Origin of the sequence: Pseudarthrobacter sp. AG30 (assembly GCF_003116525.1) — a bacterium.
Taxonomy (GTDB): Bacteria; Actinomycetota; Actinomycetes; order Actinomycetales; family Micrococcaceae; genus Arthrobacter.
This window is the reverse complement of sequence record NZ_QEHL01000020.1, coordinates 59,126-80,397: the sequence shown is the minus strand read 5'-3', so window position 1 is coordinate 80,397 and position 21,272 is coordinate 59,126. Positions and strand designations below refer to the sequence as shown.

Below are 21,272 nucleotides of genomic sequence, written 5' to 3'. Positions count from 1 at the left end.
ACGTCACCACTCGAAGGAGAGTGCTGTGTCTGAAACCACCGCAACATCAAAGGAACTCCTGGCCCGGCCGGTCCTGAAATCGGCAATCTTGAAGGCGGCCCGCCGGCTCATGCCGATGCTGGTCATCCTCTACGTCGTCTCATTCCTTGACCGCACCAACGTCGGCTTTGCTGAGGCGGCCCTGGGAGCAGACAAAGGGGTGTCCGCCGCGGCCTTCGCCCTCGGTGCCGGCATCTTCTTCATTGGCTACGCCATCTTCGAAATCCCCAGCAACCTGCTGCTCAAGAAGGTTGGCGCCAAGATCTGGCTGGCACGCATCGCCATCACCTGGGGCATCGTCTCCGCGTGTTTCGCGTTCGTCCAGGGCGAGACCTCGTTCGTTATCCTGCGTTTCCTCCTGGGCGTCACCGAGGCCGGGCTGTTCCCCGGCGTCATCATGTACCTCGCCGAGTGGTTCCCCAACAAGGTACGGGTCCAGATGTTCGCCATCTTCTACCTGGCCCAGCCCTTCTCCCAGATGATCGGCAACCCGCTTTCGGGCTGGCTGATCAACATTGGCGACCAGGTGCCGGGCCTGCGAGGCTGGCAGGTCATGTTCTTCGTGGAAGGCCTGCTGGCCGTCCTGGCCGGCATTGCGGCCTTCTTCTTCCTGATCAACGGCCCGGAAAAGGCCAAATTCCTCAGCCGCGAGGAAAAGTATGCGCTGAAGGAGGTCATGGCACTTGAAGACACCATCAAGGACGAGACCGGGCCCCGCGGCATCCTCGCCGCCATGCGCAACGGCCGCGTCTGGTACTTCACCGTCATCTACTTCTGCCTGCAGGTCGCGGTCTATGGTGTGACCTTCTTCCTTCCCCAGCAGGTGTCCTCCCTCACCGGGCAGAAGGTGGGACTCGCCGTCGGCCTGCTGATCGCCGTTCCATGGTTCTTCGGCATCTTCTCCTGCTACTTCATCGGCAAGGCGGCAGATACCGTGGCCAAGCGCCGGAAGTTCGGCACCATCCTGTTCATCTCCACCGGCCTGTGCATCTTTGGCTCGGCGTGGGCGGGGACCAACCACCAGCCGGTGCTGGGCATGATCTTCATTACCCTGGCAGTCTGCAGCTTCCTGGCCGTTGGCCCCGTGGTGTGGTCGTACCCCACCGCGTTCCTCGCCGGGTCTGCTGCCGCGGCAGGCATCGGGTTGATCAACTCCCTCGGCAACCTGGGCGGCTTCGTGGCACCCATCCTGCGGACCGCAGTCAATGAGGCCACCCAGTCGCCAACGGGCTCCATGGGCGTCTATGCCCTGGGCGTCCTGCCGTTTGTGGCGGCCGCAATGATGTTCGCCACGAGGCGGTTCAAGAACAAGGCCGACGACCTGCTCGACTGAGCGCACCACACCATCCACGCAAGGAAACCATGAGCACCTCCGGCAGCAGCACAGGCAACGGCCCCCTCTACATCGGTGTCAGCACCAAGATGTACCTGGGTTACCAGGAAAGCCTGCGCTGGCTGTCGGAGGTGCGTTCCATCGTGGATGACAGGCCCGGGCTCGCCGCCCAGGACTCCCCGGTGCGGGTCTTCGTCATCCCTTCCTTTCCGGTACTGGAACAGGCCGCGCGGATCCTGGCCGGCTCGCCGGTGTTGCTCGGGGCCCAAAACTGCGCATGGGGGGACGGGCCGCTCACCGGGGAAGTGAGCCCCGGCATGCTGGCCGAACTTGGCGTCCGCCTGGTGGAAGTTGGACATGCCGAGCGCCGCCGGCTGTTCGCCGAGGACGACGCCGTGGTGGCCCGCAAGGTGCGTGCCGTCGTCGGCCATTCCCTCACCCCGCTGCTCTGTATCGGCGAACCTGACAGGCTCGACGCCGGTGCTGCCGCGGACTTCTGCGTGCGGCAGGTCCGGGCCGCGACGGGCGGCGACACGGACCTGCTGCCCCGCCTTGTCCTGGCCTACGAACCTGTTTGGGCCATCGGCGCCGACGAGCCCGCCGCCCCGCACCACGTCAACGCCGTCCTCGGGCTGATCCGGGAAGCCCTGGGCCCTGGCTGCCCCGTGATGTACGGCGGCAGTGCCGGCCCTGGACTGTTGCCGCAGCTGGGAGCCGCGGACGGACTCTTCCTGGGCCGGTTCGCCCACGACCCCGCGAACCTGGGCCGCGTCCTGGATGAGGCGGTGCTTTTGCGTCAGGCGGGAGCCGTTGCCCCGGCCAGCAATTCTTCCAGCCGCTCGTAACCCTCGGACAGGCCGCCCTCCATGCCGGACTGGGCCATGCCGTCGCGCGCTTCCTGGCTGGGGTAGACGGAATGTCCCCGCAGTCGGGTCCTTCCGTTGCCGAGGTCCTCGAACGTCATGAACTCCAGGCTGACCACATCCGGATATCCGCCGAACTCGAAGGTCTGGATGGCGAATTCGTTCTCGCGGACCGTGTGGAAAATGCCCTTGAACTCGTAGGCGACACCGTCGCGTCCGGTGTGCAGGTAGCTGTAGCTGCCGCCGGTGCGGAAGTCGTAGTGGTCAATGTCCATCTTCATGCCCCGCGGGCCCAGCCACTGGACAATGAGGTCCGGTTCTTTGTGGGCGCGGAACACGTCCGCGACCGGGAAATCGAACTCACGCTCGTAATCGATGAAGGGGACGCCCTCGGGAACGCTGAGTTTCAGGGAATTGCTCATCTTGACTCCTGGGTGGATTGGTCGCCACTGTGGTGGCCGCCGCTGTGGGCAGTGCTTGATCGAAGAACGGCGTCGAGGCTGCGGAACTGGCCTTCGCGGATCAACCGGTATTGGTCAATCCATGCGGTCAGCGCCTCAAGCCGGGCCGGGTTCAGGTGCACGGGCCGGCGCTGTGCGTCCCTGGTCCGGGTCACCAGTTCCGCCTGCTCGAGTACCTGGATGTGTTTCGAGACCGCCTGCTTGGAGATCTCGAACGGTTCCGCCAATTCGTTCACTGTTGCCGGGCCCCTGCTGAGCCGGGCGATGAGGCGCCTCCGCACGGGATCTGCCAGGGCCATGAAGGCCACGTCCAGGGCCGCGTCATCGGAGATCAACATCATTTCCTTTAATCAACTTTTTTGTTTATCAACCTTGCGGTTGATTAATTGTAGGCACCATCGCGGGTTCCCTGCAAGGGTTTGTTCCCTTGTTGCATCACTTGTTAGTATGTCAGGACAAAGCAAGCAAAGGAGAATGAGCATGCCGCTGGTCCGCATTGACGTCAACGAAGGCCGCACCGCCGAAGAATTGCAGGCGCTGAGCCGAGGGATCCATGAAGCAATCCTGGCCGAGTATGGCATTCCGGAGCGGGACTACTTCCACATCCTGACGGAACACCCCCAAGGCCGGATCATTGCCCAGGATGCGGGCCTCGGATTCGAGCGCAGCGGGGGCGTGGTGATGATCCAGATCTTCACCCAGGCGGGCCGGTCGCAGGAGGCCAAGCAGGGGCTTTTCGCGGCCGTGGCGGAAAAGCTCGCCGGACTGGGGGTCGCCGGCGAGGATGTCTTCATCGGCTATGTGGAAAATGGCGCCGGTGACTGGTCATTCGGTTTCGGCCGCGCGCAGTACGTTACCGGCGAGCTGGCGGTCCCCAAGCACTGACTGCCGGCCTCTACCGGTCGTGGGTGCCGGTTCTGCTGGTGGTTGTAAGTATGTCAGAACAAACTTTTGACAGGACATTCGATCTACGGCAAAGTAGTGCCTGTGGCCCACGCCACGGCCTGCCAGTCCCGGAACTCCTGCCCCTCAAAGGGCCCGGGTTCCACACCAGAAAGGTCCGCGATCACCGTGACCCACGAGCTTCTTACGATCGGGCGCATCAGCGTTGATATCTACCCGAACGACATCGGGGTTGGCTTGGAGGACGTTAATTCCTTCGGCAAGTACTTGGGTGGTTCACCGTCCAACGTTGCTGTTGCCGCCGCCCGCCATGGCCGCCGCACTGCCGTCATTACCCGTACCGGCGATGACCCGTTCGGTGTTTACCTGCACCGCGAGCTGCGCAAGTTCAACGTCGATGACACCTTCGTGACCCCGGTGAAGGACTTGCCCACGGCGGTAACCTTCTGCGCGATCAAGCCGGCAGCCGATGAGTTCCCGCTGTATTTCTACGGCCGGTTCCCCACTGCGCCGGACCTGCAGATCAAGGCTGAAGAGCTGGACCTGGACGCCATCCGCCAGGCAGGGATCTTCTGGTCCACCGTGACGGGCCTGTGCCAGGAGCCCTCCCGGTCAGCGCACATCGCAGCCCACGAAGCGCGCCCGCGCACCCGCTTGGCTGAAGGTCAGTTCACCATCCTTGACCTGGATTACCGGCCCATGTTCTGGCCATCCGAGGAAAAGGCACGGGCCGAGGTCGCCAAAGTCCTGCCGTATGTCACGGTCGCTATCGGCAACGACAAGGAGTGCGCCGTCGCCGTGGGGGAGGGGACTCCTGATGAGCAGGCGGACCGCCTGCTGGCTGCGGGCGTGGAGATCGCCGTCGTCAAGCTCGGCGCCGAAGGCGTGATGGCGAAGACCCGCACCGAGCGGGTGGTGTCCGCTCCCGTTCCGGTGGAGACGCTGAACGGCCTGGGTGCCGGCGACTCGTTTGGCGGCGCGTTCTGCCATGGGCTCCTCTCCGGCTGGCCGTTGGCCCAGGTCCTGGACTACGCCAACGCCGCAGGTGCGATCGTCGCCTCCCGGCTCTCCTGCGCAGATGCCATGCCGACGCAGGAGGAGGTCACCTCGCTGCTTGCCGAACGCGGCCGGCCGGTCCCCGGCGACGGTGCCGCCGCGCAGCTTGCCACCGAAGGAGCAGCACTGTGACCCTCACCCCGATGGCTTCCAACCGCACCGTGGATGATGATCCGCGCCGCTATGAGCACCTGAGCACCATCCGCCTTGAGGACCCGGAGGCTGTGGCCCGCGCCGCGAAGTCCCGCCGCCGCCACCCGGGCCTGAAGTCCGGACGCCAGAACTTCATCGTCGCGGCCGACCACCCGGCCCGCGGCGCCCTTGCGGTCGGTGCGGACCCGGTGGCCATGGCAGACCGCCGCCAACTCCTGGACCGGCTCCAGATCGCGTTGGCCAACCCTGCCGTCGACGGTGTCCTGGCCTCCCCGGACATCATGGACGACCTCCTGCTGCTGGGTGCCCTGGACGGGAAGCTCGTGTTCGGTTCGATGAACCGTGGCGGCCTGGCCGGGCTGGTCAACGAGATCGATGACCGGTTCACCGGCCACACCGCCGCGGCGCTGGCGGCCCTTGGTGCCGACGGCGGGAAGATGCTGACCCGGATCTGCCTGGGCGACCCGGATACGGTCGCCACCCTGGAGGCGACCGCCCACGCGATCGATTCGCTGGCCGAACGGAAACTGATCGCCATGGTGGAGCCCTTCCTCTCGGTCCGCGAAAACGGCCGCGTCCGCAACGACCTGTCCACCAATGCGGTGATCAAGTCCATTGCGATCGCCGAAGGCCTGGGTTCCACCAGCGCCTACACCTGGATGAAGCTGCCGGTGGTGGCGGAGATGGAACGCGTCATGGCGGCCACCACCATGCCCACGGTACTCCTGGGCGGTGACCCGGACGGCACCCAGGATGAGGTCTTCGCCACCTGGGAAGCAGCGCTGGCGCTTCCCGGCGTCCAAGGCCTCACGGTGGGCCGCACCCTTCTCTATCCCGCAGACGGGGACGTCGCCGGCGCCGTCGCCACCGCCGCCTCGCTGCTGCACCACACCACGGAAGCATCGGAGTAGTCCCCATGGGCACCACAGGAACACGCAGGATGACGGTGGCCCAGGCCGTCGTCGAATACCTGTCCAAGCAGTACACCGTCGACAACGTTGGCGGCGTGGACTACCGGGAGCGGCTCATTCCGGGCACCTTCGGTATCTTCGGCCACGGCAACGTTGCCGGCGTTGGCCAGGCGCTGAAGCAATACCAGCAGCAGGACCCGTCCCTGATGCCTTACTACCAGGGCCGGAACGAGCAGGCCCAGGTCCACCAGGCCGTCGGCTACGCCCGGCACACCCGCCGCCGCCAGACGTTCGCCATCAGCACCTCGATTGGCCCGGGGTCCTCGAACCTGCTGACCGGCGCCGCCTTGGCCACCACCAACCGTTTGCCGGTCCTGCTGCTGCCGTCTGACACGTTCGCCACCAGGGTCGCGGATCCGGTGCTGCAGCAGCTCGAACAGCCGTACGCCTATGACCTCTCGGTCAACGACGCGTTCCGGCCGCTGTCCAAGTTCTTCGACCGGGTCTCCCGGCCGGAGCAGCTGTTCTCCGCGTTCCACCACGGGCTGCGGGTCCTGACCGACCCGGCCGAAACCGGGGCGGTGACTATTTCGCTGCCGCAGGATGTCCAGGCCGAGGCGCTCGACGTCCCGGAGGAATTCCTGGCCGAGCGGGAATGGCGGATCCGCCGCCCCGAGGCCGAGGACGACGACATCGCCCGCGCCGCGGCGGCGATCCGCGCCGCCAAGCGCCCGCTGGTCATCGCCGGCGGCGGCGTCCTCTACGCCTACGCCAACGACGAACTGGCAAAGTTCGCCGAGCTGACGGGCATCCCGGTGGGCAACACGCAGGCCGGCGTCGGCGTCCTGCCGTGGGACCACAAGCACTCCCTCGGAGCGATCGGCTCCACCGGCACCACCGCGGCGAACGCCATTGCCGCAGAGGCAGACCTGATCATTGGCATCGGCACGCGCTACGAGGACTTCACCACCGCGTCACGCACAGCGTTCCAGAACCCCGACGTGAAGTTCATCAACATCAACGTCGCCCCGCTCGATGCCTACAAGCACGGCACCAGCCTTCCGATCGTCGCGGACGCCCGCAAGGCGCTGGTGAAGCTGAACGCGGCCCTGGGCGGCTACCGTACCGGCGCAGACCTGGCGGAAAAGGTCGCGGCGGAGAAGAAGCGTTGGGACGCCACCGTGGATCAGGCGTTCGACACCCGGTACACCCCGCTGCCGGCGCAGAACGAAATCATCGGCGCCACCAACCGGGCCATGGAGGCGGCGGATGTGGTGATCTGCGCTGCAGGGTCGCTGCCCGGCGATCTGCACAAGATGTGGCGCGTCCGTGACCCGTTCGGCTACCACGTCGAATACGCCTACTCCTGCATGGGCTACGAAATCCCCGGCGGCCTCGGGGTCAAGCGGGCAGTGCTCGCCGAAGCGGCGCGTGCGACGGCGGCAGGCGGGGACCGCGCGGACGTGCGAGACGTCGTCGTCATGGTGGGCGATGGCTCCTACCTGATGATGCACACCGAACTGGTCACCGCGGTCGCCGAACGCATCAAACTGATCGTGGTCCTGATCCAGAACCATGGATACGCCTCCATCGGCTCCCTGTCCGAATCCCTGGGCTCGCAGCGCTTCGGCACCCGCTACCGGGCCCTGGACGAGGAGCAGCACAGCTTCGACACCGGCGAGACCCTGCCGGTGGACCTTGCACTGAACGCCGAATCCCTGGGCGTGAAGGTCATCCGGATCGAACCCGGGGAGAAGGTGATCGCCGAACTTGAGCAGGCCATCCGCGATGCCAAAGCCGCCCCCGAGGGCAGCGGGCCCATCCTGATCCATGTCGAGTCCGATCCTCTCCTGGACGCACCATCCTCCGAGTCCTGGTGGGACGTTCCGGTCGCGCAGGTTTCCGAACTGGACTCCACCACGCAGGCCTACGGGGCCTACGCCGACCACAAGTCACGCCAGCGCAAACTGCTCGGCTGACCCACTTTCCCCTACTCAAGGAAGAGTTCCATGACTGCCACCACCACTGAAGCTACCGTGATCAACCACTTCATCAACGGCGCCGAAACCCCGGGCGAGGGCGACCGCACCACGAACGTCTACAACCCGGCCACCGGCCAGGTCACCGGCGAGCTGCGCCTGGCCAACCGGGCCGACTTGGACACCGCCGTCGCCGCTGCCCGCAAGGCCGCCGATTCCTGGGGCGAGACCTCCCTGGCCAGGCGTACCGCAGTGCTGTTCACGTTCCGCGAGCTCGTCGCCGCCCATGTGGATGAGCTCGCGGCCCTGGTCACCGCCGAGCACGGCAAGGTCCTTTCCGACGCCAAGGGCGAGATCGGCCGTGGCCTGGAAGTGGTGGAGTACGCTTGCGGGATCCCCACCCTGCTCAAGGGCGACTACTCGGACCAGGTCTCCACCGGCATCGACGTCTTCTCCTTCCGTGAACCGCTCGGCGTGGTTGCGGGCATCACCCCGTTCAACTTCCCCGTCATGGTGCCGCTGTGGATGGCCCCGATGGCGATTGCCACGGGCAACGCCTTCATCCTCAAACCTTCCGAACGCGACCCCTCCGCCTCCCTGCTGCTGGCCAAGCTGTGGAAGGAAGCCGGGCTGCCGGACGGCGTGTTCCAGGTCCTGCACGGCGACAAGGAAACCGTGGACGGGCTCCTCACCCACCCGGACGTGGACGGCATCTCCTTTGTCGGCTCCACCCCGATCGCCCAGTACGTCCACGAGACCGCCACCCGGCACGGCAAGCGCGTCCAGGCGCTGGGCGGGGCGAAGAACCACGCCATCGTCCTGCCCGACGCCGACCTGGACAATGCGGCGGACCACCTCGCGGCCGCCGCGTTCGGCTCCGCCGGCGAACGCTGCATGGCCATCTCCGTCGCGGTCGCCGTCGGAGACGCCGCCGATGCATTGGTGGCAAAGGTCCAGGAACGCGCCGAAGCCGTGAAGGTCAACAACGGCACCGCGCCCGGCGCCGAAATGGGCCCTGTCATCACCCCGGCCTCCAAGGAACGCATTGTCCGGATCGTCACCGACGCCGAAACCGCCGGCGCCGCCATGGTGGTGGACGGCCGCGACCTGGTGGTCCCCGGCCACGAAAACGGCTTCTGGGTAGGCCCCACCGTCCTCGACCATGTCAAGACCGAAATGACCGCCTACACGGAGGAAATCTTCGGTCCCGTCCTGGTGGTGGTCCGCGTCGACACCCTCGAGGACGGCATCAAGCTGATCAACGCCAATCCCTACGGCAACGGCACCGCCATCTTCACCTCCTCCGGCGCGGCCGCCCGCACGTTCCAGCGCTCGGTAACCGTCGGCATGATCGGCATCAACGTGCCCCTTCCGGTCCCGGTGGCCTACCACTCCTTCGGCGGCTGGAAAGCCTCGCTCTTCGGCGACAAGCACATGTACGGTCCCGAAGGCGTCTCCTTCTACACCCGCGGCAAAGTGGTCACCTCCCGCTGGCCCGAAACCCACCACGCCTCCGGCGCCTCCTACAACTTCCCCTCCAACTAGTCCCCATCCGGTTTCGGCAGGCTCAACCATCGGTGGTTGAACCTGCCGAAACCCTCCAAAGGAACAGGCACATGACTGAGAACAAGCTGATCATCGGCACGGCACCGGACTCCTGGGGCGTCTGGTTCGCGGACGATCCCCAGCAGACCCCGTGGGAACGCTTCCTCGACGAGGTGGCCGAATCAGGCTACAAATGGATCGAGCTGGGCCCCTATGGCTACTTGCCCAACGATCCCATCCGGCTTGCCGAAGAACTGAAGCAGCGTGACCTCAAGGTCACCGCCGGCACCGTATTCACCGCGTTCCACCGCGGCCTGGACCAGTGGGAAACCGCCTGGGAACCCGCCCGGAAAGTCGCTGAACTGACCGCCGCCATGGGCGGAGAGCATATGGTGGTCATCCCGGCCATGTGGCGCGACGACGTCACCGGCGAAGCCGTGGAGAGCGGGACACTGAGCGAGAAGGGTTGGCGCGACCTGTTCGCCGGCCACGACCGCCTGGGCAAGACCCTCCTGGAGGACTTTGGCCTGCAGCAGCAGTTCCACTCCCACGCAGACTCGCACGTGGGAGCCCAGGAGGACATTGAAACCCTTCTGAACGCCACGGACCCGAAATACCTGAACTTGTGCCTGGACACCGGCCATGCCGAATACTGCGGCGCCTCAAGCCTGGAACTGATCAAGAACTACCCGGACCGGATCGGCTACCTGCACTTGAAGCAGGTCAACCCGGAGATCCTGAAGAAGGTCAACGACGAGAACATGACCTGGGCCGCGGCGAACCTCGCAGGAGTCATGACCGAACCGCCGAACGGGCTGCCCGACCTGCGTGCGGTCATCGACGCAGTGGAAGCCTTGAACCGGCCCATCTTCGGCATCGTGGAGCAGGACATGTACCCCGTGGCCTTCGACGTTCCGATGCCGATCGCCAAGCGCACCCGAAACTACCTGCTGTCCTGCGGCTCCCGCACGACCGTCAGCTGACGGACCAGCACAGGCGGACTGCACCTCCCTTCCCTCCAGAACCAGAAGGACTGAACAATGACTGAATCCCTCCGCGTCGCCGTTATCGGGGCAGGCCGCATGGGCGCAGACCACATCCAGCGCCTCAGCAAGCGCATCCACGGAGCAGAAGTTGCCGCCGTCGTCGACGTCGATCTTGCCCGCGCGCAGGCCGCCATCGAAGGCATCCCCGGTGCCGTTGCCCTCACCGACGCCGAGGAAGCCCTGATTCACGGTGGCGTCAACGCGGTGCTGATCGCCACCCCGGGGTTCCTCCATCAGGACATCCTGCTCAAAGCGCTCGCCAAGGACATCCCGATCCTCTGCGAAAAGCCGCTCACCCCGGACGCCGAATCGTCCAGGAAAATCGTCGAGGCCGAGGTTGCCCTGGGCCACCAGCGCATCCAGGTGGGCTTCATGCGCCGCTTCGACGCCGAATACGCGGCCCTTGGCTCGATCATCCGGAACCAGGAATTGGGTGAGCTGCTGATGCTGCACCATCAGCACCGCAACCCCACCACCCCCGAAGGCTTCACCAACGAGATGCTCATCAACGACTCCGTCGTCCACGAATTCGACGCCATCCGCTACTTCACCGGCGAGGAAATCACCAGCGTCCAGGTCCGCCTGGGCAAGGCAACCAGGACCGCGCCCAACGGCCAGCACGATCCCCAGCACGTCCTCATTGAAACCGAGTCAGGGGTCCTGGCCGACGTCGAAATCTACGTCAATGCCAAGTTCGGCTACGAAGTGGCTACCCAGGCCACCTTCGAGGACGGCATCGTCAGCATCGGCGGGGACACCGGCCCTTACACGCGCAGCGCCGGCCGTTGGGGCGGCAACGTCACGCCAGGGTTCGAGGAGCGTTTCGGAGCCGCGTACGACGTCGAAATCCAGTCGTGGGTGGACGCGGCACTTAAGGGCGGGATCGGCGGCCCCTCCGCCTGGGACGGGTACGCCACCGCCGCGTGCTGCGAAGCGGGCGTCGAGGCGCAGAAGAACGGTGAAAAGGTGGCCGTGAAGTTGGCCGCAAAGCCGGACCTGTACAAGTAGGACAGGAGGGGGACGGGCCGGCCATCCGTCCCTCTTTTGTGTCCGCATCCCTGCTGGTCCACAATGGAGTGTTTATGTGAAATCCACTCCTGACCAGCATGCGTCGCACGGGCTGCAGCACGCCACCATCCCGCCGGGCAACCACAGGCGGGCACTGCGGACTGCCACCATCATCGCCACCTTGGGCGGCCTGCTCTTCGGCTATGACACCGGTGTAATCAACGGGGCACTGCCGTACATGCAGGAGGACCTGGGCCTGACACCACTGACCGAGGGCCTGGTCACGTCGTCCCTGCTGTTCGGTGCGGCCTTCGGTGCATTGTTCGGCGGACGCTTGGCGGATCGCCACGGCCGGCGGCTGATGCTCATGGGGCTGGCCGTGATCTTCCTGGCGGGCACCCTTGCCTGTACCTTCTCGCCGAACACCGGGGTGATGGTCGCCGCCCGGTTCGTCCTGGGGCTCGCCGTGGGCGGGGCGTCCGTTACGGTCCCTGTGTATCTGGCCGAGGTGGCGCCGGGAAACCGGCGCGGCCGCATTGTCACGCGAAACGAACTCATGATCGTCACCGGGCAGCTGCTGGCGTTCACCTTCAACGCCTGCCTGGGCAACTCCTTCGGCGGGTCGCACGGCATTTGGCGCTGGATGCTGGTGATCGCCACGCTGCCGGCCATCGCCTTGTGGATCGGGATGAACTTCATGCCGGAGAGCCCCCGGTGGCTGGCGTCCACTGGCAGCTTCGGCGAGATGCTCAGGGTGCTGCAGCGGATCCGATCGCAGGAGGAAGCAGCCAGGGAGTTCGAAGAAGTCAAAGCCATGGCCCTGGAAGACGGCAAGTCCACGATGGGCTCGTGGAAGGACCTCGGCATCCCATGGCTCCGGCGCATCTTCTTCGTGGGACTGGGCCTTGCCGTGATCCAGCAGATTACGGGCGTGAACTCGATCATGTACTACGGAACCCAGATCCTCTCCACGTCAGGCTTTGGCCGCGAGGCCGCCTTGACGGCCAATATCGCCAACGGCGCCATCTCGGTGCTTGCCACGTTCGTGGGCATCTGGCTGCTGGGCAAGGTGGGCCGGCGCAGGATGCTGATCACGGGACAAATTGGCACCACGACGACGCTGCTGCTGATCGGCCTCTTCTCGCTGATCCTCCCCGAAGGCCCGGACAGGGGCTTCGCCATCCTAGCCCTGACCGTGACGTTCCTGGCCTTCCAGCAAGGCGCGATTTCACCGGTGACGTGGCTGATGCTCTCGGAAATCTTTCCGTTGAAGATCCGGGGGCTGGGGATGGGTGCTTCGGCGTTCCTGCTGTGGACCGTCAACTTCCTGGTCGGTTTCGGATTCCCGCAGCTGCTGGCCGTCATCGGGATCTCCAACACCTTCTTCGTGTTTGCCGGCTTTGGCATCGGTGCCATCGGCTTCGCCGCCAAGTACGTGCCGGAGACCAAGGACAAGAGCCTGGAGGATCTGGAGCACTACTTCAAGAACGTCTCCGCCGGCCACCCCACGGACGCCGCGGCCAAGGTTCCCTGACCCTCCCCGTCCGTTACCACGCAGGAAGCAGCGTCCCGCGTGCTGATCCTTCCGGGGGCTGCTTTATGCCGGCGCGTGCAACCGGGGCAGGGCGTCCACCAACGGCGCCAGCTCCGGGACCGCCTGGGCCTGGTCCAGCGCACGCTCCAGGGTGGCATCGTGGACCGGCCGGGCCTCAGAAAGCAGGTTGATGCCGCTGCCGGTCAGCTCGGTGTAGATGCCGCGGCGGTCGTCGTCGCACAGGATCCGGGTCAGGAGGCCGCGGTCCTCCAGCCGGTTCACCAGCCGGGTGGTGGCGCTGGGGCTGAGTGCCGTGGCGCGGGCAAGTTGCTGCATCCGCATATGCCACCCGTCCTGCCGGCTGAGGGCATCCAGCACGGTGTACTCCACCACAGAAAGCCCCGACTCGGCCTGCAGGGAACGTTCCAGCTCACCTTCAATCAAGCCATGCAGGGCCGCCAAGGTGCGCCACCCCTGGGCGCGTACCTCAACGGCGTCGTCCTTGATGCCCATGGTTGCTCCTTCACCACAATGGCGCCAAACGGGCGGCCATCGATCATTGAACGCAGATAGTTGCTTGCGCGGTATATTTGCATGTGCAACAATAAATACCGCGCCTGCAACTATCTTAGGCGCCTTCCCTTCCACGGGACAACCAACCCCTGCAACTCAAAGGAGCATTTCCATGCCTGTTGGCCTGATAGCCCTCGCCCTCGGCGGCTTCGGAATTGGACTCACCGAATTTGTCATCGCCGGACTGCTTCCGCAGGTGGCCGCGGATTTCGGCGTCAGCGAGGCCTCCGCCGGATGGTTCATCTCCGGCTACGCGCTCGCCGTCGTGGTGGGCGCGCTGGGCCTCACCGCAGCCGTGACGAGGTTTGAACGCAAGCCGGTGCTGGCTGCCCTGCTGGTCCTGTTCATCGCAGGAAACCTGCTCTCCGCCACCGCTGGCGGATATTGGCCCATGATGCTGGGCCGGATCATCGCCGCCCTGTCGCACGGTGCCTTTTTCGGAATTGGCGCCGTGGTGGCCGCGGGCATGGTTCCGCCCAGCAAGAAGGCCGGTGCCATTGCGCTGATGTTCACCGGACTCACCGCCGCCAATGTCCTGGGCGTTCCGTTCGGCACGCTGTTGGGCCAGGCCGCCGGATGGCGGGCTACGTTCTGGGCCATCACGGTTATCGGGGTGGCCGCCCTCGCCGGAATCCTTGCCCTGGTGCCCCGGCAGGCCGGTGAAGCCGACAAGGCGGGCAGCCTCCGCTCCGAGCTGCGGGCCTTCCGCTCCGGGCAGGTTTGGCTGTCCATCGTGGTGACCATCCTCGGCTTCGGCGGAATGTTCGGCGCGTTCACCTACATCGCCTACACGCTGACCGAGGTGTCCGGCTTCGCCGCCTCCACCGTGCCATGGCTGCTGATTGTCTTCGGCGTGGGACTCTTCGCCGGCAACACGCTGGGCGGAAAAGCGGCAGACCGCAACGTCGACCGGACGCTGTTGGCGGTGCTCGCCATCCTCTCCGTGGTCCTGGTGGCCTTTGCCGTCACCGCCGCCAATCCGGTGCTCACCGTCATCTCACTGGTCCTGATGGGCGGCTTCGGCTTCGCCACAGTTCCCGGGTTGCAGATGCGGGTCATGAAGTATGCCCCCGGCGCTCCCACGCTTGCCTCCGGGGCGAATATCGGTGCGTTCAACGTGGGCAATGCCCTGGGCGCCTGGCTGGGTGGGGTCACCATTACTGCGGGATTCGGCTATACGTCGCCCATCTGGGCCGGGGCTGTCATCACCCTTGCGGGAGTGGTGGTCATGGCGTTCGCAGCGGCGGCCGCCAAGCGCGGCGAACAGCGGCCGGCCGGCGAGGTGCAGGCGGCGGAACCGTTGGCGGTCCGCTAGGCCGCCGGGCCGGGAAAAGAAGCGCCCGGTCTTTGGTTAGGCCCCGAAGGGCAGCCGGGGATCGATGTCCTGGCCCTCCCAGGCCTGCCGTACCCAGCCATGGTGCGGGTCGTCGCTGATCAGCCATTCGCGCACCGGCCCCGGGCCCGCCATGACGTTCAGGTAGTAGAGGTCGTATCCCGGGGCAGCCATGGCGGGGCCGTGCCAGCCGTAGGGCACCAGCACAACGTCGCCCGTGCGGACTTCTGCCGAGACATCGATGGGCCGCTCGTCCGAAGCGTAGACGCGCTGGTATCCAATGGCATCCGCATCGGCAGGTGCCGCGCCGCCGGCCGCTGCCTGGGTTTCGAAGTAGTAGATCTCCTCCAGGGAGGTCTCGCCGTCCGTCTCCTCGTCATGTTTGTGCGGAGGGTAGGAGGACCAGTTGCCGGCCGGGGTGAGGACTTCGCAAACGATGAAGCGGTCCGCCTCGAGTGCTGCCGGTGTGCCGAAGTTGTGGACCTGGCGGGAGCAGTTGCCCGCACCACGCAGTTCCACCGGGATGTCGGCGGCGGGCACCATCCGGGTGGGGTACGAGGCCCGGGCCGGGGCGGTGGCAACGGCCACCCGCCCGCCGTCGGCTGACGTGATGCGGACGGTGCGTCCGGTGCCGGAATAGAGTACGTCGGTGGGGCCGGCGAAAACGGCCGGGCGGCCGGCCAACGGGTATTCCGTGCCGTCCACTGTCACCGTGAACGACCCGCTGAGGGGCACCACGATCCGTTCCTCGCCTGCGGCGGGAAGGTCGACGGCGGCGCCCGCCGGCAAGGTGGCCACCTTGAGTCCCGTGTGTGCCCAGCCCTCCACGGAGAGGGAGGAGTCGGACGTGCCGATCGAAACGTCCCATTTTCCGTCCGCGGCTGTGCCCAGGGGATAGACCCAGTTGGTCATGGCGGTGTTCCTTTGCGCTAGCGCTGTACGAGGGTCATTTCAAAGCTGTATGAATCGGCCCGGTAGACGTGGTGCCCGGTCTCGACGCGGCGGCCGGTGTCATCCACGGCCGTGCGTTCCATGGTGACCAGGGCGGAACCGGCGGCTGTGTCCAGCATGGATGCCTGGTAGTCGTTGGCATTCACGGCGCCGATGCGCTGGTTGGCCAGCCGGAAGTTCACGCCGCCACGGCGCAGGATCGAGTACAGGCCCTCGGCCCCCAGCATGGCCTCGTCCATGTCGGCGATATCGTCGCGCACCCAGTTCTCCATCAGGGCCAGCGGCTTGCCGGCCACCTTCCGAAGCCGGGTGAAATGGTAGACCTTGGAGCCGGCCGGAAGCTGGAGCGTGGTGAGGGTGGCGTCGTCCGCCTCCACATGGGAAAAACTCAGGACCTCGGTGGTGGGCTTTTTGCCGTTGTTGGTGAGGTCGTCGTAGAGGCTCGAGAGCTCCAGCGGGCGGCGCACCTGACTGGACACCACCTGGGTTCCCACACCGCGCTTGCGCACCAGGAGGCCTGAACGCACCAGTTCGTCCATCGCCTTACGCATGGTTGGCCGGGAGAGGTTGAGCTGGGCGGCCAGGTCGATTTCGTTGTCCAGCCGGCTGCCGGGTTCGAGCACCCCGCTGTAGATTGCGGCTTCGATCCCTTGGACCACTTGGTGGTACAGGGGTACGGGGGAGGAACGGTCGATGTTCAGTCCCAGGTTGTTCGCCACGGTGCGGTCCCTCGTCTTTGGTGTCTGCGCGGCAGTCGGTCCGGGCGGCGTGCCGACGTACCGAGCGCCTATATGTTCTCTTGATAGGACATACTATCCTGCTCGATCGTAGCAGGCGGGTTCCGGGCGTCAAGGGAAGTCGCGGCTGGTGGCCGGACGGGACAGGCCCGGCGCCCATCGCGGCATGCGGCAGAGCCCCGCCGTGCATCTGCGGTGCCCTAGGCTGGCTCCATGACCAGGACCGGAGGGCAGCAACCGTGAACTTCGCCGGCAGCCTTGGCCCCCGTCCCCGCAACCTCGAAGTCCAGGACCTGGCCAGCTTCGACCGGTTGGTTGCCGGCGGCGCCGTCAACCTGCATGGCTGGCACGCCCAGTCGCTGGACCTCCGGGGGCGGGCCGCGGACCTAAAGAGGGTGGATGTTGAGGGGGCCATGTTCCTTGGCTGCCTCTTCGACGACGGCATGGAGGCCAACCTCCGCAGCCGTGGCGCGCTGATCTTTCCCCGGCTCGAAGGCGTCCCGTTCGACCCCTACCGCGCGACCCTGTATTCCCCGGCCGAGCTCTACGACGGGCTGGCTTCCTCTCCCTACGAGGAACTTCCCGATGCCCGCATCTACCACTGGAGCATCCAGTCCGGCCAGCGCCATCGCGTGGACGCGACCCTGGCCTCTGCCTTGCACGACCACGCCATCGGCGATGCGCTCGACGAACTCACCCGCTCCGCGCCCTGGAACCGCCGGTCCATCGTCGGCGTGATGGGCGGCCATGCGGCCCCCCGCGGCAGTTCGGGGTTCGCCCAGGCGGCGCGGCTGGGCAGGCTGCTTGCCCGCGACGGACATGTGGTGGCCACCGGCGGCGGACCCGGCGCCATGGAGGCGGCGAACCTGGGTGCGTACCTGAGCGGGGCGTCCGACGACGACCTGCAGCGGGAGCTCACGGCGCTCGCCGCCGTCCCCGGGTTCCGGCCCTCGGTCTCGGCCTGGGCACGCGCGGCCGCCGCCGTCGTCGACCGCCACCCGGGCGGGACTCCGTCCCTGGGGATCCCCACTTGGTTCTACGGGCATGAGCCGCCCAACTACTTCGCCACGCACATCGCAAAATACTTCGCCAACGCCATCCGCGAAGCCATCCTCCTGCAACTGTGCCACGGCGGCATCGTGTTCCTCCCCGGAGCCGCGGGCACGGTCCAGGAGATCTTCCAGGACGCCTGCGAAAACTACTACGGTGCCCGGGAAAAGGTGGCTCCCATGGTGCTGGTGGGGCGCCGGCACTGGGAACAGGAATACCCGGCCTGGCCCATGCTGGCCAGCCTGGCCGCCGGGCGCACCATGGCCGACTACATCTTCCTGGTGGACACAGTGGACGAAGCAGTGGAGGTCCTCCGGCGCCGATGAGGGGCGCCCGAAGACCTCCACGGAGTGTGGGCAGGTGGCGGCTAGCCCACCGCCGTGCCGAACAGCAGTCCCAGCAGGTAGGTGATGACGGCGGCGCCCAAGCCGATGGCCAGCTGGCGCAGGCCGCGGGTCAGCGGGGACGTGCCGGACAGCAGGCCAACAGCGGCGCCTGTGGCCAGGAGGGAGATGCCCACCAGGGACCCCGCCACCACGAGGGCGGCAACGCCGGTGAGGCCGAACAGGAACGGCAGGATGGGGATGATGGCGCCGGATGCGAAGAAGCAGAAGCTGGAGAGCGCGGCACCCCATGCGGTGCCTACTGCCTCATGCTGGTCCTCTTCCTCCGGCAGCTCCGGCTGCAGCGAAAGGCTCGGGTCGCAGTCGCAGGACAGCAGGCCCGTGCGCTCGGCCACCCGGTGTTCGGCTGCCTCCCGGGACATCCCACGGGCCAGGTACACCAGCAGGAGTTCGTTGTGTTCGAGGTCAAGCTTGGGCGCAGCCGCCAGGGTGACCTGGGTGGGGCGCGTGGCTGCCAGCAGTTCCCGCTGGGAACGGACGGAAATGAACTCGCCGGCCCCCATGGACATGGCGCCGGCCAGGAGCCCGGCGATGCCGCTGAGCAGCACCACGCTGCTGGCCACTCCGGACGCCGCCATGCCCATCACCAGGGAGAGGTTGCTGACCAGGCCGTCGTTGGCACCGAAGACGGCGGCGCGGAACGTACCGGCCAACCGGTTGCGGCCGCGGGTTGCCAGTCCCCGGACCACCTCCTCATGGATCTGTTCGTCGGCCGCCATGGCCTCGGTGGCATTAGGGTCCTTGGCGTAGGGGGAGCGGCCCTCCGCCCGCTGGGCCAGGGCCAGCACGAAGACGGAGCCGAAGTGCCGGGCCAGGAACCCCAGGAACCGGCTTCGGGCGGATGCCCGTTTCGGCTTGCCCGCGTGCTCGCCCAGCAGGGCCAGCCAGTGCGCCTCGTGCCGGCCTTCGGCTTCAGCCAGGGCCAGCAGGATGGACCGCTCTTCCCCTTCGCGGTTCTGCGCCAGGTCGCGGTAGACGGCGGCTTCGGCGCGCTCGTCGGCGAGGTACTGGCGCCACCGTTTGATGTTCGACGGCGAGGGCTGGCTCCGGGGGGTCGTGGCGACCTCCGGGACGGCATGGGATTCGGACTGGGCGTGCTGCGACACTGGTACTCCTGGGTTTGGAAAGGGCATGGTTGCGGCGCCTTTGCCCTGCCAGCGTACTGCGATTTTCCGCGGTTTTTTGGCTGGCAAACCTCGCTGGGGAGTTTCGGTTTACCGTAAAAAACACCCCGTATTTCCTCGATTCCGCGGCCTTTGATGGTGCCGCCGCGGCCCTTGACCCCCAGCCCGGCCGGTGCTGTGATGAAGGGGTGGCGCGGCCGTCGCCCGTCCCGAAAGAGCACGCCAGGCGAAACACGGAGGTTGGATCATGGGCACCACCGGACAGCACCCCGACATGCCGCACCTGGACGCCGTAGAAGCGGACCCCGCCTACGATTACGCCGAGGATGCCCCGGTGGACGATGCCGGCTGGGACGCGGAGGATGAATTCCTGGACCAGGAAGAGCCCGTGGTCAAGGCCCCTCCGGTCGTCATCGACGCCGAGGACCGCGAGGTCCCGCTGGATGATGACGAGCTCCGCGGCGAAGGGGAGTAGGACCAACGACGACGGCGCCTCCTTCCGCTTTGAAGCGAAAGGAGGCGCCGTCGTCGTGCGTTGAAGCCTGTGTCCGGTCAGTGGCCGGCGAGGATTTCCTCGGAAGCTTCCTCCGGCTCCTGCCCGGCCACGCGGCGCTGCCAGGCCTGCATGACCAGGGGGTCGGTGGGGCGGGTGAGCAGCGAGGCGGCGACGTAGACAATGGCGGAGGCGATCAGGCCGTAGTAGATGGGCTCGTTCGCGTAGATGCCGTCCAGTGGCGCCTTGGCATTGACCTCCAGGATGATCATGGTGCCCAGGGTCACCACGGAGCCGACTGCCATGGATGCCGCTGCTGCCAGTCCGGTGCCGCGCTTCCAGACGAGGCCGCCCAGGATGGCTACCAGGAGGCCGCCCACCAGGATGTCGTAGGCAATGGTCAGGGCCGCAACTACGTCCTTGGTGATGATGGCGATGACAATGGCCACAATGCCCAGCGCGAGGACCCACACCCGGTTGGCCTTGACGTCGTGCTCCGGGTTCTCGGAATCGCCGGTGGAAACCTCCTTGCCGAACCAGCCGGCGACGAACGGCAGGACATCCGCCCTTGCCACGGTGGCGGCGGCGATCAGTGCGCCGGACGCGGTGGACATCATGGCAGCTACGGCGGCGGCCAGGACCAGGCCGCCGATGCCGACGGGCAGGAGGTTTTGCGCCACTTCGGCGTAGACGTCGTCCTTGGCCGCGATCTTGACGTTGGACAACGCCACGTTGGCGGCCATGCCGATCAGCGCACCGGCCACACCGTACAGGATGCAGTAGACGCCGGCCGTGGCTCCGCCCCAGCGGGCCACCTTGGGCGTCTTGGCGGTGAAGACCCGCTGCCAGATGTCCTGGCCGATCAGCAGGCCCAGCGTGTAGACGACGAAGTAGGTGATGATCGTCTGGACGCCGATCCCGTCAATCTGGAAGAAGCTGGCATCAACGCGGCTGCGGATGCCGTCAAGGCCGCCGGCGGCGTTAAGGGTGAAGGGGAGCATCAGGAAGAAGATGCCCACGGTCTTGATCACGAACTGGACCTGGTCCGCCAGGGTGATGGACCACATGCCGCCAATGGTGGAGTACACCAGCACAATGGCTCCGCCGATCGCGATGGCGAGGGCCCGGTCAAGCCCGAACAGGACCACGAAGATGGTGGCGTACGCACCGGTGGAGGTGGCGCAGAGCATCAGGGTGTAGGCGAGCATGACGATGCCCGAGGCCTCCGTTGCCCGGCTCCCGTACCGGAGGGTGAGCATCTGGGACACGGTGTAGATTTTCAGCTTTTGGATGGTGCCGGCGAAGAGCAGGCTCAGCAGCAGGACCCCGGCGCCAATGGCCACCACGAGCCACATCCCGGAGATGCCGAACTTGTAGCCAAGTCCCACGCCGCCCACGGTTGACGCACCGCCCAGGACCACCGCGGCCATGGTGCCGGTGTACAGGAAGGGGCCCAGCCGGCGGCCGGCAACCAGGAAGTCACTGTTGTTCTTGGTGCGGGACTTGCCCCACCAGCCGAAGGCCAGCATTGCGAGCAGATACACCACCACGATGGCGATGTTGATGGCACTTGCATCCATGTGAAGGGCTCCTTGGAGCTGTTGGGCGCCGGGTATGGGACCGGGGGCGAGGGCCCGCGGAACCGCCGCGGACGAACGGAGGGGATTCCAGTATTGGGGATTCCAGTATTGCCTTATAGGCAACAGGAGTTTTCAAAGCCTAGGATGTGACGGCCGCAACAGTCAAGAACAATCGCGCCGCGCGGCCCGGGTGTGG

Annotated in this window: 20 protein-coding genes; 13 read left to right on the top strand and 7 right to left on the bottom strand. The window is 66.3% G+C overall.

Going from position 1 to position 21,272, the window contains the following annotated elements:
• The first annotated feature begins 25 nt into the window (after positions 1-25).
• Together DC347_RS17440 and DC347_RS17435 are read left to right on the top strand one after the other, a co-directional pair.
• A complete protein-coding gene (locus DC347_RS17440; RefSeq protein ID WP_109863837.1) occupies positions 26-1,372 on the top strand; it encodes an MFS transporter in 1,347 nt (448 codons plus the stop codon).
• Positions 1,373-1,401: 29 nt separating this feature from the next.
• On the top strand, positions 1,402-2,217 hold the full coding sequence (locus DC347_RS17435) for a triose-phosphate isomerase family protein (RefSeq protein ID WP_109863836.1): 816 nt from the start codon (positions 1,402-1,404) through the stop codon (positions 2,215-2,217).
• On the opposite strand, the gene DC347_RS17430 is transcribed toward DC347_RS17435, so the two are convergent.
• Both DC347_RS17430 and DC347_RS17425 read right to left on the bottom strand, forming a co-directional pair.
• Positions 2,169-2,657, bottom strand: coding sequence for an SRPBCC family protein (locus DC347_RS17430; protein WP_018762188.1), 489 nt, complete (start codon positions 2,655-2,657; stop codon positions 2,169-2,171). The two genes, DC347_RS17435 and DC347_RS17430, sit on opposite strands and share 49 nt — an antisense overlap.
• A complete protein-coding gene (locus DC347_RS17425; protein WP_240617841.1) occupies positions 2,654-3,034 on the bottom strand; it encodes a helix-turn-helix transcriptional regulator in 381 nt (126 codons plus the stop codon). Before DC347_RS17425 ends, DC347_RS17430 begins: the two co-directional genes overlap by 4 nt.
• Before the next feature lie 142 nt (positions 3,035-3,176).
• Here DC347_RS17425 and DC347_RS17420 point away from each other — a divergent pair, with 142 nt between their 5' ends.
• From DC347_RS17420 to DC347_RS17385, 8 genes are all read left to right on the top strand, one after another.
• Positions 3,177-3,581, top strand: a complete 405-nt coding sequence (locus DC347_RS17420; RefSeq protein ID WP_109863835.1) for a tautomerase family protein — start codon at positions 3,177-3,179, stop codon at positions 3,579-3,581.
• 186 nt (positions 3,582-3,767) lie between these two features.
• A complete protein-coding gene (gene iolC / locus DC347_RS17415) occupies positions 3,768-4,787 on the top strand; it encodes a 5-dehydro-2-deoxygluconokinase (RefSeq protein ID WP_109863834.1) in 1,020 nt (339 codons plus the stop codon).
• An 11-nt stretch (positions 4,788-4,798) separates the two neighbouring features.
• The gene (locus DC347_RS17410; RefSeq protein ID WP_165838064.1) at positions 4,799-5,719 is read left to right on the top strand and encodes a deoxyribose-phosphate aldolase; all 921 of its coding nucleotides are present in this window, start codon (positions 4,799-4,801) and stop codon (positions 5,717-5,719) included.
• Positions 5,720-5,724: 5 nt separating this feature from the next.
• Positions 5,725-7,698, top strand: a complete 1,974-nt coding sequence (iolD, locus tag DC347_RS17405; protein WP_206073957.1) for a 3D-(3,5/4)-trihydroxycyclohexane-1,2-dione acylhydrolase (decyclizing) — start codon at positions 5,725-5,727, stop codon at positions 7,696-7,698.
• A 30-nt stretch (positions 7,699-7,728) separates the two neighbouring features.
• The gene (locus tag DC347_RS17400) at positions 7,729-9,243 is read left to right on the top strand and encodes a CoA-acylating methylmalonate-semialdehyde dehydrogenase (protein ID WP_109863831.1); all 1,515 of its coding nucleotides are present in this window, start codon (positions 7,729-7,731) and stop codon (positions 9,241-9,243) included.
• Positions 9,244-9,314: 71 nt separating this feature from the next.
• Positions 9,315-10,226, top strand: a complete 912-nt coding sequence (locus DC347_RS17395; RefSeq protein WP_018762195.1) for a sugar phosphate isomerase/epimerase — start codon at positions 9,315-9,317, stop codon at positions 10,224-10,226.
• Positions 10,227-10,283: 57 nt separating this feature from the next.
• A complete protein-coding gene (locus tag DC347_RS17390) occupies positions 10,284-11,297 on the top strand; it encodes a Gfo/Idh/MocA family protein (protein WP_109863830.1) in 1,014 nt (337 codons plus the stop codon).
• 76 nt (positions 11,298-11,373) lie between these two features.
• On the top strand, positions 11,374-12,831 hold the full coding sequence (locus tag DC347_RS17385; protein WP_109863829.1) for a sugar porter family MFS transporter: 1,458 nt from the start codon (positions 11,374-11,376) through the stop codon (positions 12,829-12,831).
• Between the two features lie 63 nt (positions 12,832-12,894).
• Here the strand turns inward: DC347_RS17385 and DC347_RS17380 are convergent, their stop codons facing one another.
• Positions 12,895-13,344 carry a MarR family winged helix-turn-helix transcriptional regulator gene (locus DC347_RS17380; RefSeq protein ID WP_018762198.1) on the bottom strand — a complete coding sequence of 150 codons (450 nt, stop codon included), beginning with the start codon at positions 13,342-13,344 and terminating at the stop codon, positions 12,895-12,897.
• Positions 13,345-13,516: 172 nt separating this feature from the next.
• Between DC347_RS17380 and DC347_RS17375 the strand changes: the two genes are divergently transcribed.
• A complete protein-coding gene (locus DC347_RS17375) occupies positions 13,517-14,719 on the top strand; it encodes an MFS transporter (protein ID WP_018762199.1) in 1,203 nt (400 codons plus the stop codon).
• Positions 14,720-14,755: 36 nt separating this feature from the next.
• On the opposite strand, the gene iolB is transcribed toward DC347_RS17375, so the two are convergent.
• Both iolB and DC347_RS17365 read right to left on the bottom strand, forming a co-directional pair.
• Positions 14,756-15,649, bottom strand: a complete 894-nt coding sequence (gene iolB, locus DC347_RS17370; RefSeq protein WP_109863828.1) for a 5-deoxy-glucuronate isomerase — start codon at positions 15,647-15,649, stop codon at positions 14,756-14,758.
• Positions 15,650-15,666: 17 nt separating this feature from the next.
• Entirely contained in the window at positions 15,667-16,407 is a 741-nt protein-coding gene (locus DC347_RS17365) for a GntR family transcriptional regulator (RefSeq protein WP_018762201.1), read from the bottom strand.
• Between the two features lie 257 nt (positions 16,408-16,664).
• Between DC347_RS17365 and DC347_RS17360 the strand changes: the two genes are divergently transcribed.
• Positions 16,665-17,801 carry an LOG family protein gene (locus DC347_RS17360; RefSeq protein ID WP_109863827.1) on the top strand — a complete coding sequence of 379 codons (1,137 nt, stop codon included), beginning with the start codon at positions 16,665-16,667 and terminating at the stop codon, positions 17,799-17,801.
• Between the two features lie 41 nt (positions 17,802-17,842).
• Here DC347_RS17360 and DC347_RS17355 read toward each other — a convergent pair whose 3' ends face one another.
• Positions 17,843-18,985 carry a VIT1/CCC1 transporter family protein gene (locus DC347_RS17355; RefSeq protein ID WP_109863826.1) on the bottom strand — a complete coding sequence of 381 codons (1,143 nt, stop codon included), beginning with the start codon at positions 18,983-18,985 and terminating at the stop codon, positions 17,843-17,845.
• A 265-nt stretch (positions 18,986-19,250) separates the two neighbouring features.
• Between DC347_RS17355 and DC347_RS17350 the strand changes: the two genes are divergently transcribed.
• The gene (locus tag DC347_RS17350; protein ID WP_018762204.1) at positions 19,251-19,478 is read left to right on the top strand and encodes a hypothetical protein; all 228 of its coding nucleotides are present in this window, start codon (positions 19,251-19,253) and stop codon (positions 19,476-19,478) included.
• A 77-nt stretch (positions 19,479-19,555) separates the two neighbouring features.
• Here DC347_RS17350 and DC347_RS17345 read toward each other — a convergent pair whose 3' ends face one another.
• Positions 19,556-21,076, bottom strand: a complete 1,521-nt coding sequence (locus tag DC347_RS17345; RefSeq protein ID WP_018762205.1) for a sodium:solute symporter — start codon at positions 21,074-21,076, stop codon at positions 19,556-19,558.
• Between the last annotated feature and the right edge of the window lie 196 nt (positions 21,077-21,272).

Bases quoted from the DNA above. Each gene is read 5' to 3' on its own strand.
- DC347_RS17435 (WP_109863836.1), top strand. From the start codon at position 1,402: ATGAGCACCTCCGGCAGCAGCACAGGCAACGGCCCCCTCTACATCGGT.
- DC347_RS17430 (WP_018762188.1), bottom strand. From the start codon at position 2,657: ATGAGCAATTCCCTGAAACTCAGCGTTCCCGAGGGCGTCCCCTTCATC.
- DC347_RS17425 (WP_240617841.1), bottom strand. From the start codon at position 3,034: ATGTTGATCTCCGATGACGCGGCCCTGGACGTGGCCTTCATGGCCCTG.
- DC347_RS17420 (WP_109863835.1), top strand. From the start codon at position 3,177: ATGCCGCTGGTCCGCATTGACGTCAACGAAGGCCGCACCGCCGAAGAA.
- DC347_RS17410 (WP_165838064.1), top strand. From the start codon at position 4,799: ATGGCTTCCAACCGCACCGTGGATGATGATCCGCGCCGCTATGAGCAC.
- iolD (WP_206073957.1), top strand. From the start codon at position 5,725: ATGGGCACCACAGGAACACGCAGGATGACGGTGGCCCAGGCCGTCGTC.
- DC347_RS17400 (WP_109863831.1), top strand. From the start codon at position 7,729: ATGACTGCCACCACCACTGAAGCTACCGTGATCAACCACTTCATCAAC.
- DC347_RS17395 (WP_018762195.1), top strand. From the start codon at position 9,315: ATGACTGAGAACAAGCTGATCATCGGCACGGCACCGGACTCCTGGGGC.
- DC347_RS17390 (WP_109863830.1), top strand. From the start codon at position 10,284: ATGACTGAATCCCTCCGCGTCGCCGTTATCGGGGCAGGCCGCATGGGC.
- DC347_RS17380 (WP_018762198.1), bottom strand. From the start codon at position 13,344: ATGGGCATCAAGGACGACGCCGTTGAGGTACGCGCCCAGGGGTGGCGC.
- DC347_RS17375 (WP_018762199.1), top strand. From the start codon at position 13,517: ATGCCTGTTGGCCTGATAGCCCTCGCCCTCGGCGGCTTCGGAATTGGA.
- iolB (WP_109863828.1), bottom strand. From the start codon at position 15,649: ATGACCAACTGGGTCTATCCCCTGGGCACAGCCGCGGACGGAAAATGG.
- DC347_RS17350 (WP_018762204.1), top strand. From the start codon at position 19,251: ATGGGCACCACCGGACAGCACCCCGACATGCCGCACCTGGACGCCGTA.
- DC347_RS17345 (WP_018762205.1), bottom strand. From the start codon at position 21,076: ATGGATGCAAGTGCCATCAACATCGCCATCGTGGTGGTGTATCTGCTC.